The sequence below is a fragment of the Providencia xihuensis genome, from assembly GCF_041953405.1.
GTDB lineage: Bacteria > Pseudomonadota > Gammaproteobacteria > Enterobacterales > Enterobacteriaceae > Providencia > Providencia vermicola.
This window is the reverse complement of sequence record NZ_CP169565.1, coordinates 1,283,669-1,295,754: the sequence shown is the minus strand read 5'-3', so window position 1 is coordinate 1,295,754 and position 12,086 is coordinate 1,283,669. Positions and strand designations below refer to the sequence as shown.

Here is a 12,086-nt window from a genome sequence, read left to right as displayed (position 1 = left end):
TGAGCTATTTTCATTCTGACGTAATCATTTCAGCTAAGCTTTTTGCTGGCCCTCAGACTTTAAAACTAACCATAGACCAGCCAAAATCAAACATAATCCTATTACAGCCAGCATATTGACGTTTTCATGCGCAACAACAATCGCAAGGAAAAACGCCACAATGGGCTCAATTAAACCCAACGCCACACCTGTAGGAGCACTGATATGTTTCAATGCTTGGGTATATAACAGATAAGCCACGCCAGTTGTTAATAATCCGAGGTAAAATATCACTGCAATGCTCACCCAACTGACCGTTGGTGTTCCTGCTAATATCCAAGCAATCGGAACCGCAATAAATATAGCAATGCTAAATGTATGCTTAGTAATCGTTAATGGAGAATCAATACTGACCAATTTCTTACTCATCAATGTATAAAGTGCATAGCAAAAACCCGCACTCAAACAAATAAGTAAACCACCTGTATTAATTTGCCAACTACTACTTTGAGAAAGAACCATCCATGTTCCTCCTGCCGTTGCACAAAAAGTTCCAAGCCACCAAAGCAAAGACGGTGATTTCTTCAGAAGAATCGCCTGCATTAAGCCAGCCCAAATAGGGGCACTACCAATCGTTGTAGCTGTTCCTATTGCTATTCCAGTCGCCTTAATACCTGCAAAAAAAGTTAAGTTATATAACCCCATACAGATACCTGCGATAATGATATATCGCCAATATGTCATTGACCCCTTGGCAGAATTATCTGTTTGTTGTTGCTCATTTACGTTTAGTGCTTGGCGGTTTGTAATTCGATAAAAAAACAACAAATGAAAGAATAAACACGCAACAAGCAACCTAAATGCACCAATCCAGTAAGGTGCTGTTGCACCTTGCACAAAACTTTGAGCGGTCCCCGCAGTTCCCCATAAAAAAGCCGCACAAAGCGCCAGCGAGATCCCAATTAAAGATACTTTTTTCATCGTCATTGAATTTTTACCACCATTTCAATAAAAATATATCTTCACACTAAGATACTTAATGTGAAGATACAAGGGGGTTGAAATTAAAGAAGACAAAATAGTAATCATTTATGACAAAAGTCAATAATTGTACGTTTTGTGATTGATATTAAAACACCAATTATTAATATTGATATATCTTCTCGTGAAGATACTTCCAATAAAGAAATAATAATGAGAGGCAGCTATGACTGTTATAATTATCAGTGTAATAGTGTTGATACTAGCGGGTTATGCAATTGCGAAGAACTACGAGGCAAAAATTGTATTATTCACCGCAGGTATTGCGCTGATGCTCAGCGCAGCAATGTTAGGAATGCCTATTTTAGATATAAAACAAAGTACAGGGAATATCTGGCTTGACCCACTAAAACAAATACAACTAGGATTTATCAAACAATTTGGTGGCGCAGGGATCATAATCATGGTCCTATTCGGCTTTTCTTCTTATATGTCACGCATTGGTGCAAACGATGCCGCTGTTCATTTAGTTGCAAAGCCTATTTCAAAAATTCGCTCTCCTTATATTCTAGTTCCAATTGTTTTTTGGCTCGGAAACTTACTGTCGTTAGTGATCCCCAGTGCCGCGTCATTAGCCGTTATTTTAATGGCGACTCTGTACCCCATATTAAGGGCTGCAAAAATGTCATCAATGACAGCGGCGGGGATTATTGCGACCACAGCAACAATTATGCCAACACCATTAGGGGGCGATAATGTTGTTGCAGCTCGCTTACTCGGTTTTGAGCATGTTGTCGACTACGTCACTTTACATCATGCCGTTATCTCTCTCCCCGTTTTATTATTAATGGGTTTTGCCCATTATTTTTGGCAAAAGTATATGGATAAACGGCAAGGCGCATCAGCATTTACTGAAGTTGATGAAAGTAAAATCGAGGGTAATAAAGAGCTACCTCCCTCCTATTACGCCTTATTTCCGCTTGTTCCACTTATTCTAATTATCGTTTTAGGGCTGTGTTTTCGAGAAATCAAAGTAGGGCTTGTTGAAATCACACTATTCTCATTTGTGCTCGCATTTGCCACAGAACTTATTCGTAAAGGCAACCCGAAAGAACAAATGGTTCAAGCAGGACTCTTTTTTAAAGGAATGGGTGAAGGATTTTCTCAAGTCGTTGTCCTGATTGTTGCCGCAGGCACACTAGTAGCAGGTCTTAATGCTATTGGCATCATCGATATGATTTCAGGTGTTGTTAAGAACGTAAATAATGCAGGCGTTGGATTAATGTTTATTTTCTCTGGCTTAACAGCGTTAATCACCTTTATTAGCGGTAGTGGTAACGCGGTGTTCTATTCATTTATTGAATTAATTCCATCTATTGCAAATCAAGCCCATGTTGACCCGATTATGGTTGCTCTTCCAATGCAATTTACGTCTAACTTAGTCCGAGCCATCTCTCCAGTTTCTGCTGTCGTTATTATTGTCGCATCGGTTATCAAAGTGAGTCCTGTTGAAGTAGTAAAAAGAACCTCAGTACCTTTAGCGGTAGGCACGATAGCAACGTTAATTTATGCATATTTTCTGTATGCGTAGAATGGGTTATTAAAAGGAAAACCAAAATGACTACAATAAATAATGCCTCATTAGTTGCATGGCGACGTGAATTTCACCGTTACCCAGAAACGGGTTGGGGGGAATTTTACACCACTGCCACCTTGATTAAACTACTGGAAGAAATGGGACACCACGTATTAACAGGCGAACAGATTATCAACCCTAGTTTTATTCGTGGACGTAACCCATCAATAGTTGAAAAAGCCAAACGCGCAGCCAAAGAGCGTGGCGTAGATGATTCACTACTCGCAAGAATCGGTGACTATACAGGTTGCGCGGTGATCTTCGATACAGGGCGCCCTGGCCCAACGGTTGCATTTCGTTTTGATATTGACTGCGTCAATGTGCAAGAAACTGATACGGCAGAACATATTCCAAACCAAGAAGGCTTTAATTCTACCAACCCAGGTTATATGCACGCTTGCGGCCACGATGGGCACATGGCTATCGGTCTCGGAGTCGCAAAATGGTTGATAGAAAATAAAGATAGCCCACTGAAAGGCGTGATTAAACTTATTTTCCAACCCGCAGAAGAAGGCGTACGAGGGGCAAAACCTATCGCCGAAAGTGGTATTCTCGATGATGTTGATTATTTTGCTTGTGGTCATCTTGGTTGTGATGTCCCGAGTGGCGTAATTGTCGCTGCACCTGAACGTTATCTTTCTACATTAAAAATGGATCTGCGCTTTAAAGGTAAAGCCGCGCACGCAGGAATGGAGCCACATGCAGGCAAAAATGCGTTACTCGCCGCCTGTAACGCAACAATTCAAATTCTAAGCCTACCAACTCACGGCGAAGGAATGACTCGCGCTAATGTCGGAGTATTAAATGCAGGAGAAGGCCGCAATGTGATCCCTTCATACGCGCAAATGCAAATTGAAGTACGTGGCGAAAATGAAAAAATCAACAATTACATGACAGAAGAGGCTTTAAGACGTGCCCGCGGAGTTGCACTCAGTTTTGATGTTGAACTCGAAACTGAGGTCATGGGGGAAGCCGTTGATTTCATTCCTGACGATGAAATGACTGACTATATAACCGAAGTAGCCCAAACCATCCCAGCGGTAGAAAAAGTACAACGTACAATGAATTTTAATGGCAGTGATGATGCCACTCTATTGATTAAACGCGTACAAGCCCATGGTGGAAAGGCGGCTTATTTTGTGATTGGCTCAGACATCAAAGCTGGCCACCATCAAGCCAAATTTGATATTGATGAAAATCAGCTATTCACTGGCTTTTCAATCTTTACAGGGTTACTACAACGCTTATCAGTATAAAAACAGCAAATCAATATAAGCCAATTATAAAACCTTATAGCGGATGATGTTATAAGGTTTTTTTAAGGAAATATGATGAAAAAGACATTATTAAATACATTACTTTCTAGTTTGATTTTATATACCTCTGTTTCACTAGCTGCTGGTGCTATTAAACCCAACGTTACCATTTTAGCCACTGGGGGAACCATCGCAGGAAGCTCAAAATCCAACCTTGATACCACCGACTATAAAGCGGGCTCACTGGGTATTGATGTGTTAATCAATGCTGTGCCGGAGATCAATGATGTTGCTATCGTCAAAGGTGAACAAATTTCTAACACTATCAGTGGCAATATCAGCAGCGAAATCCTATTAAACCTCAGTAAACGCGTTAATCATTTACTAAATGAAGGAAAACAACAAGGCATCGTTATCACTCATGGGACTGATACAATTGAAGAAACAGCCTTCTTCTTAGATTTAACCACTCAAAATGAGCAGCCTATCGTTATTGTCGGAGCCATGAGACCAGCAACTGCTATCAGTGCGGATGGCCCAATGAATCTGCTTGAAGGTGTTGTACTTGCTGCGGATAAGAAAGCTAAAAATCGCGGCGTCATGGTCGTTTTAAATGATCGTATTGGTTCTGCTTTTTATACCACCAAAGCAAACTCAACTACCCCTGATGCATTTAAATCTTATGAACCTGGCTATCTTGGTGTCTTTGTCAGCGGAAAACCTAAATTTTACTATACCCCTGCACAACCCGTTGATCGTACTTTTTTCGATGTCAGTAAGGTAGATAAACTCCCTAATGTCGAAATTATTTATGCATACCAAGACCAGACCCCCGCTATGCTTGATGCTGCTATCAACAACGGAGCAAAAGGAATTATTGTTGCGGGAAGTGGTAATGGAAATGTATCGAGTAACATGGAGGAGGCAATTAAGCAGCTCAGTGATAAAGGTATTCCTGTTGTGATGGCAACCCGAACAGGCTCTGGCTATGTGAGTAGTAAATCATTTGCCATAGGATCTGGCTTTTTAAATCCACAAAAATCTCGCATTCTATTGCAGCTCGCACTTGCAACTGGTGCCGACCTTAAGCAAATATCGAATTACTTTGATAACCAGCGTTAAAACCATTACTATTTTACGATTAATAGGCGCCTCTAATATAGGCGCCTTTTTATTTATTAATAACTTTAATTCTTAATTAAATTAAATGTAAAAATTAAAACATAACTCACCAGCCATTTAATTAAATGGATATTAATTTGATTATTAGAAATACGTTTTCTATCTAAATTTTTAAAGACTTTCTTTTTTTGCTAATAGGTAGTAAATAATTGCTGTAATCGGAAATGCAATAAAGAATGCAAAATTATAGCCTATCATACCTGAGATCAATCCAATCACTAGCGCAGTAATCCCTGGTTTTCGCCAGTTAGGAATATCATCACTGTATAGATTCTCTAAATTAAGATGGCATTTACGAATAAGGTAATAATGCACTAACATAATCGCCAATATAGGGGCGAGTATTGCAGAGAAAATCATTTGTACGTAATCAAGATAACTTAATAATAACCATGGCATCATTAGAATACTAATCAACCCAACTAGCCATGTCGCTTTCGCAAAAGTTAATTTAGGAAAAAAATTAAGCATGATCAATGTTGCGGGGAAAATATTCGCACAAGTATTTACTGTCCATTGCGCAAATACAATAATAATACAACTAACAATTAATATACTCGAGTTATCAGCAAAAGCAATTTGCAACATACCAATTGGATTGTCACTTTTCGTAAGATAAGCACTAATTAATCCTGCGAGAGTCAATAATAACCCCGTACCAACGAATCCGAGTCCAAAGCAAAATATAGTGCGCTTATTACGTGAAAAGAAGCTGTTTGAACTTGTGTTTTCAGGTAGTTTTAACTTTCTGGTTAAGTCACTACCATTTAGTGCTTCAGATAACCATCCTCCACTAAATATAGCGATAACAGTAACAAAGCTAAACCCAGTCCCTTCTAATGGTGAAGCGGTTATAACCTCTGGTAACGAAATTTGATGTTCTTGCAATAACCAAACGACTAACGAAACCAATCCACATGCAAGAATAGGTACTGCTAATGTTCCAAACTTACTCATGCTATCCACATTACGACTTGCATTAAATAACTGCAAAGACGCATAAGTAATAAATATCACCCAGAACATTGAAATTCCTGTGACAATTTCAATAATCGCATTAATCGCTTGTGTTCCTAAAAATAAAATCACACCACACCATGTTAAACAGACAATGGCTCGACATATCGCCCCAATTTTCGCCCCTTGTTTTCCTAAACAGTCGCGAATAAAAATAGTGAAAGGAACGCCATAGCGTGTTCCGATATCACCCGTTAACGTAATTAAAATAGTGACTAATAAAAACCCCAAAAAACATGCCATCAATACTTCTATTGGGGAATATCCTCCTCTTAAAAGTACTTGAGCGGGGATCACTAAGCCAACAACATTAATCACCATTGACGAGCAAAGTACGAGTAAATCACGTGTTTTTAAGGTTCTATCCTTTTCCTGTGTTGGCAAGAGTTCTTCATTGGCTTTAGCAAGCAATTCCTGTGAAATATTCTGTCCATTATTCATGAGTTTAGCCTCATCTTTATTGTCGTTTTAGTTTAATTTCAAAATACGTTTAATAAATTTCCCTTGTCCTTTACTTCCCATAAAGGTGTTGTTATCCATAATAATTTCACCACGTAAAAGAGTTGTTTTTACCTTTCCTTTCGCTTTATATCCTTCATGTAGGCTATAGCCAGCACCACTGTGTAAGTTATTGGCTGAAATAATCCATTCCTCATTCGGATCAAAAATGACAATATCAGCATCAGCTCCTGGCAATAGCGTCCCTTTTTGTGGATAGCACCCCATGGTTTTCGCAATGTTAGTGCTGCATAATGCAACAGCGTGGTTCATCGTGATTTTTCCACTTGCCACCCCCTCAGTTACCATCAAGTTAAATCGGATTTCGAGACCAGATAACCCATTAACAACTTTAGTAAAATCAGGAATGATTTTGCCGTTTTCATCACGCTGTAAAGCCTTTTCTTTTTCCTCTCGAGTAAAAGTACAATCATCGGAGCCTATCAAGGTGATCGTACCGTTCTTAATGCCATCCCAAAGTTCATCCCGCTCTTTACGAGTACGCAATGGAGGCGAGCAAATCGCTAAATGTCCATTGTCAACATCATCATAAAGTTCATCGAAAAGTGTCAGATAATGAGGACCCGTTTCGATATACAGCTTTTGACCGCGCTCTTGTGCTTGCTGTGCAATATCAAGACAAGGGCCATTTGTGGTATGAACAATAAGAAGAGGAACTCCAACTGATTCAGCAAGTTTAGCCACACGACCAAAAGCTTCTGTTTCACAAATAACGGGTTTACTATTGGCAAAATCACGCCAAGTCAGTGTGTTATTTTTGATGCACTCATCCACCGCGGTTTCTGCTATCGCATTACTTTCCGCATGGATCAATGGCATACAATTATTTTCTTTTGCGCGTTTGAAGACCTGCATCAGTGTCATATCATCTGCCATCACACCTTCTTTACGGTAGGTCATAAATAACTTAAATGTTGGGCACCCTTTTGCTGCAAGATGTGGGATCTCATCTAATAACTGTTCGTTCGCTTCAACAAATTTGCCATGAACACTAAAATCAATTGCAGATTCAGTCATTTCCTCAATACGGTCATCTAGAGCCTGAAGGACACTTGAACCTTTCCAAGTATTGGTAAAATCCATATAAGTGGTAACACCCGCAAACGCGGCACAAATACTTTGCTGATAAAAAGTTAGTTGCGGGGAAATCCCTTGAAATGGAGCCTGTGTGTGCATATGAGCATCAATTAAACCTGGTAGAACTAACCGACCTTGCGCGTCAATTTCTTTTTGGCATTCAGCGTACTCATCAGGGCCAAGTAACGCTGCAATTTTGCCATTTTTAATTGCCAGATCGGCACGGACAGTACCCTCTTCAAGAACCAAATGCCCATTTCTAATAATTGTGTCAAACATAACTATCTCCAACGATTTTTATGTCACAACACAGCGAAAAAGAGGCTGTGTTGCAGCTATTATTGATTGATCAACTCAGCGTTCCTTTCCGTAAAACTTGCCCACTACAGGCATAACTTTCAATATGATTAAACAGCGCAATTCGGCCATTAACCATCACAAGCTCGATACCATCAGGGTATTGATTAGGTTCAACAAAAGTACCTTTATCTGTAATGGTCTGTGGGTCTAACATCACGATATCGGCTTGGTAACCTTCTTTAAGTAATCCCCTGTCGGTTAAGCCTAAAACCTCAGCAGGTTTACCCGTCATTTTGCGAATTGCCGCTTCCCAAGTTAAACAAGCTTCTTCGCGTACATACTTCCCAAGCACTCGAGGAAATGCTCCAAAAACACGGGGATGGGGCTTACCAGCCCCCATTAAGCCGTCCGTACAAACATTCTGCTCTGGCCGACACAGGAATTTAATCACATGATCTTCTGTCCCATAAAAGTCCACCATTCCAACTGCGTTATCTTCCTCATATAACAGGTCAAAAGTGGCGTTATAAGGGTCTTTACCGCGTAATTCGCCAAGCTGAACTAAATTTAAGCCCACGGCATCTTGGTTTTTCGGTTGCTTCACACTGGTAATAAATATTTGCTCTAACCCTGCGAAATCAATGAAGTTATCCCACCCCGGGATCCCTTTTTCTATATCGTCAATCATGCGTTGGCGTAATTCAGAAGATTTCAGGCGTTCGAGTAGTTTTTCCGTGCCACCTGCATGCACCCACGGTGGTAAAATCACCCCTAGCATGGTGCTACCTGCAACATAAGGGTATTGGTCGAAAGAAATACGGATCCCTTCTTGCTGTGCTTTTTCAAGCATCGATAGCATTTCATCGATCAGCGGCCAGTTTTTCTTACCACACACTTTCATATGGGAAATATGGAGCCAAACTCCAGATGCATGAGCAATATCAATAAGTTCTTGAGTAGACTGAATGATGTCATCCGCTTCACTACGCTGATGAACCACAAAAATACCATTATATTTGGCTGTCACTTTGCAAAGTTCGGTAATCTCAGCGGTATCGCCAAATGCACAAGGCATATAGATAAGGCCAGTGGATAGTCCATAAGCTCCCGCTTGTAACTCTCGTTCAAGAATCTGGCACATTTTGGCGACATCTTCCTGCGTCGATGCCTTACCATCCAATCCCATCGCTTCCATACGAATATTACCGTGGGGAACAAGGTAAGCGAGGTTCGTGGCACTTCCTCGCGACTCTAACATGTTGAGATACCCCTCAGTATTCTTGAAATGCCAGTCTATCTCATCAGAGTCACCATCAAGACCAGCAATATTTTTACGCCACGCTGAAATATATTGTTCAGGCAAAGGTGCCAATGCGACGCCGTCTTGTCCCAACAGCTCAGTCGTGATCCCTTGGCGAATTTTGGCGGAAACTGCGGGGTTTAATAACACCGATAAATCAGAGTGAGTGTGTGTATCAATAAAACCAGGGCAAATAATTTTCCCAGATGCATCAATAACTTGGTCCTGAGTGTTGGCGCAAATATCGCCGATTTGAATAATTTTACCTTCATTAACAAGTAAGTCGCCGTGATACTGGCTTTCCCCCGTACCGTCAATGATGGTGGCATTTTTAAATAATGTTTTCATTGTTCTCTTCCTTTATTGATGCCTTAGTAATCACAAAGGCATCAACTGGTAACTATTTGTTATTATTGTAAATATTTGAAATTATGCTGTAGTAACCTTTGGCTGAGCCTGTTAATTGATCTATCTCGATATATTCATCAATGGTATGCGCCAAATTCTCTCTCGAAGGCCCAAAACCAATCGTTGGAATATTAGCTTCCCCCGCATAATGGCTACCATTAGTGCAGAATGAATATTGTGTAACTGTTGGGTCGAGGCCGACTTTTTTGAGGCCTAATAATGCATGCTGAACAAAGTTATCCGATTCGTCTAAGACCCAGCCAGGGAAGAAACGCTCTCCCTCAATCGTATTGCCGGTATAACAAGATTCTGTTCCATAGGCATAAGATACTCGCGCCTTAAACTCAGGATCAGACTGTGTTATTTCATCTAACGCTTTTTGGATAGGTTGGAGCACACTCTCTTTGCTCTCACCGACTAATAACCTGCGGTCATAAGTCGCACGGCAATATTCAGGAACAACTGATGCCCCTGGATATGGAGACGATTTAATGTCTGTTAATTCAAGTATTCCTAACCCAAGAACTGGGTGAATGGTAGGGGGAAGCATTCTAATTTTTTCAATCAATGTAGCCATTTTATAGACCGCATTAATACCCGCTTGTGGGTTTGCAGAATGAGCAGGTTTCCCAAATGTTTCTAACACGACTTCAGCTCGGCCACGTTGACCTATTTTCAAATTAAGTTCTGAGGCCTCACCGATAACTACATAATCAGGATGATATTTATCAGTAACTAGCCGTGCAGCAACGCCTTCAAAGCACTCCTCATGTACAATACAAGCAACATAAATTTTCCCTGCAAACTCACGCAGATGGTCTTGACCAAAAAAGCCAACCGCTGAAATCATAGCAGCAACCGCACCTTTCATATCGGTCGTACCACGGCCATAAATTTTGCCGTCTTTGATTTCTCCGCCAAATGGATCTTGCGTCCATTGGCTTTCATCGACTGGAACAGTATCAATATGTCCATCAAAAACCAGCGTTTTCCCAGGGTATTTCCCTACAATCCCACCAATAATATTGCCGTATCTATCAATATGAATGTCATCAAATTCATACTCTTCCATCATGGATTTAATAACGTTGACAACATTACCCTCTTCACCGGAGTAACTTTTTTCGCGAACTAAAGCCTGACAGTTTGTGATGACTTCATTAAAACGACTTTCTGAAAACATATTTTTCACCCCGACTAAAATTGACCAAAACTTGGGAACTCACCATCCCAAACAATATCCCGATAACGTTGAATATCCGTGTCGCCCTCAGTACTGATCACCAAAATGCGTGAATTTTCATTCAGCTCCAGCTCGTTGCGCACATCAGCATAATTTTCAGACTGCATTAGAATAGAAAGTAACCCTGTCGTGACCGCACCTGACTCACCCGAAACAATTGGAGGATCAGTCGGTAATGGATTGCCTAATATCCGCATCCCTCGCGTTGCGACAAAATCGGGGCAAGAGAAGAAAGCATCAGCGTAGTCTCGTAATAATTGCCAACCGGTAATATTGGCTTCACCACATGCCAACCCAGCCATAACTGTTTGTAAATCACCGCCAACAGGGATCGCATCTTCATTTTCAGCAACCGCTGAACGGTAAAGGCAATCCGCAATTTGAGCCTCAGCAATAATCACTTTTGGTCTATCTTCTCCATAAAGCGCCGTTAACATCCCCTGCACCATGCCAGCAAATGAGCCAACACCTGCTTGAACAAAAACGTGGGTCGGTTTCACTTTATGTAACTGGGACAAAGCTTCAAACATTAGCGTGCTGTAGCCTTGCATAATCCACTGAGGGATCTTTTCATAGCCAGCCCAAGCGGTATCTTGCACCACCACCCAGCCATATTTCTCTGCCATTTCGGCAGTCATACGTACCGCATCGTCATAATTCATATCGACAATTTCTGCTGTCGCACCTTCATTCAAAATGGCATCTAAGCGTTCCTGAGAAGAACCTTTAGGCATATAAACCACTGATTTTTGTTTAAGTTGGCGTGCCATCCACGCCACACCTCGCCCATGGTTGCCATCCGTCGTAGTGGCGAAAGTAATGCCATTTAATTGTTCTCTAACCTCATTGCTGACCATGACGTTATAAGGAAGCTCAGAGATATCTTTCCCCAACTCTTCGGCAATATGGCAGGCCATTGCATAGGAGCCACCTAATGCCTTGAATGCCTTGAGGCCAAAGCGTTGAGACTCATCTTTTAAGTAAATCTGTCCAACTTTTAATGACTTGGCGAACACAGGTAAATGATAGAGTGGTGTTGGTGCATACTCAGGAATTGAGCGGTGAAATTGCCACGCTTTATGTAATTCAGCTTCCGAAAAAGAGACAAGGTTCGCCGTCGGTTTCTGCTTAAAACGGCTGTGATTAATGTAGTATTTTAATTGCTCCTGCATGGAAAACCTCATGAAC

9 protein-coding genes are annotated in these 12,086 nt (G+C 41.0%); 3 read left to right on the top strand and 6 right to left on the bottom strand.

What is annotated here, in order from left to right; all coding sequences use genetic code 11:
- Positions 1 to 33: 33 nt before the first annotated feature.
- A complete protein-coding gene (locus ACE2AL_RS05590) occupies positions 34 to 966 on the bottom strand; it encodes a DMT family transporter (RefSeq protein WP_206082872.1) in 933 nt (310 codons plus the stop codon).
- Positions 967 to 1,186: 220 nt separating this feature from the next.
- Between ACE2AL_RS05590 and dcuC the strand changes: the two genes are divergently transcribed.
- The 3 genes from dcuC to ACE2AL_RS05575 all read left to right on the top strand — a co-directional run bounded on the left by dcuC (position 1,187) and on the right by ACE2AL_RS05575 (position 4,974).
- Positions 1,187 to 2,551 carry a C4-dicarboxylate transporter DcuC gene (dcuC, locus tag ACE2AL_RS05585; RefSeq protein ID WP_206082873.1) on the top strand — a complete coding sequence of 455 codons (1,365 nt, stop codon included), beginning with the start codon at positions 1,187 to 1,189 and terminating at the stop codon, positions 2,549 to 2,551.
- 26 nt (positions 2,552 to 2,577) lie between these two features.
- Positions 2,578 to 3,852, top strand: a complete 1,275-nt coding sequence (locus tag ACE2AL_RS05580) for an amidohydrolase (RefSeq protein ID WP_206082874.1) — start codon at positions 2,578 to 2,580, stop codon at positions 3,850 to 3,852.
- Positions 3,853 to 3,924: 72 nt separating this feature from the next.
- Positions 3,925 to 4,974 (top strand): asparaginase, encoded by a 1,050-nt coding sequence (locus ACE2AL_RS05575; protein WP_375084133.1) that lies wholly within the window; start codon positions 3,925 to 3,927, stop codon positions 4,972 to 4,974.
- Between the two features lie 171 nt (positions 4,975 to 5,145).
- Here ACE2AL_RS05575 and ACE2AL_RS05570 read toward each other — a convergent pair whose 3' ends face one another.
- From ACE2AL_RS05570 to dpaL, 5 genes are all read right to left on the bottom strand, one after another.
- Complete coding sequence (locus tag ACE2AL_RS05570; protein ID WP_206082876.1) at positions 5,146 to 6,492, bottom strand: cytosine permease; 1,347 nt, start codon at positions 6,490 to 6,492, stop codon at positions 5,146 to 5,148.
- Between the two features lie 27 nt (positions 6,493 to 6,519).
- Positions 6,520 to 7,926, bottom strand: a complete 1,407-nt coding sequence (gene hydA / locus ACE2AL_RS05565) for a dihydropyrimidinase (protein WP_272681232.1) — start codon at positions 7,924 to 7,926, stop codon at positions 6,520 to 6,522.
- 70 nt (positions 7,927 to 7,996) lie between these two features.
- On the bottom strand, positions 7,997 to 9,595 hold the full coding sequence (locus ACE2AL_RS05560; protein WP_375084132.1) for an amidohydrolase family protein: 1,599 nt from the start codon (positions 9,593 to 9,595) through the stop codon (positions 7,997 to 7,999).
- Between the two features lie 52 nt (positions 9,596 to 9,647).
- Positions 9,648 to 10,838 (bottom strand): YgeY family selenium metabolism-linked hydrolase, encoded by a 1,191-nt coding sequence (locus tag ACE2AL_RS05555; protein WP_206082879.1) that lies wholly within the window; start codon positions 10,836 to 10,838, stop codon positions 9,648 to 9,650.
- Positions 10,839 to 10,852: 14 nt separating this feature from the next.
- Positions 10,853 to 12,070 carry a diaminopropionate ammonia-lyase gene (gene dpaL, locus ACE2AL_RS05550; protein WP_375084131.1) on the bottom strand — a complete coding sequence of 406 codons (1,218 nt, stop codon included), beginning with the start codon at positions 12,068 to 12,070 and terminating at the stop codon, positions 10,853 to 10,855.
- Positions 12,071 to 12,086 lie beyond the last annotated feature (16 nt).

Excerpts from the sequence above, each read along its gene's own strand:
- ACE2AL_RS05590 (WP_206082872.1), bottom strand. The coding sequence starts at position 966 with ATGACGATGAAAAAAGTATCTTTAATTGGGATCTCGCTGGCGCTTTGT.
- dcuC (WP_206082873.1), top strand. The coding sequence starts at position 1,187 with ATGACTGTTATAATTATCAGTGTAATAGTGTTGATACTAGCGGGTTAT.
- ACE2AL_RS05580 (WP_206082874.1), top strand. The coding sequence starts at position 2,578 with ATGACTACAATAAATAATGCCTCATTAGTTGCATGGCGACGTGAATTT.
- ACE2AL_RS05575 (WP_375084133.1), top strand. The coding sequence starts at position 3,925 with ATGATGAAAAAGACATTATTAAATACATTACTTTCTAGTTTGATTTTA.
- ACE2AL_RS05570 (WP_206082876.1), bottom strand. The coding sequence starts at position 6,492 with ATGAATAATGGACAGAATATTTCACAGGAATTGCTTGCTAAAGCCAAT.
- hydA (WP_272681232.1), bottom strand. The coding sequence starts at position 7,926 with ATGTTTGACACAATTATTAGAAATGGGCATTTGGTTCTTGAAGAGGGT.
- ACE2AL_RS05560 (WP_375084132.1), bottom strand. The coding sequence starts at position 9,595 with ATGAAAACATTATTTAAAAATGCCACCATCATTGACGGTACGGGGGAA.
- ACE2AL_RS05555 (WP_206082879.1), bottom strand. The coding sequence starts at position 10,838 with ATGTTTTCAGAAAGTCGTTTTAATGAAGTCATCACAAACTGTCAGGCT.
- dpaL (WP_375084131.1), bottom strand. The coding sequence starts at position 12,070 with ATGCAGGAGCAATTAAAATACTACATTAATCACAGCCGTTTTAAGCAG.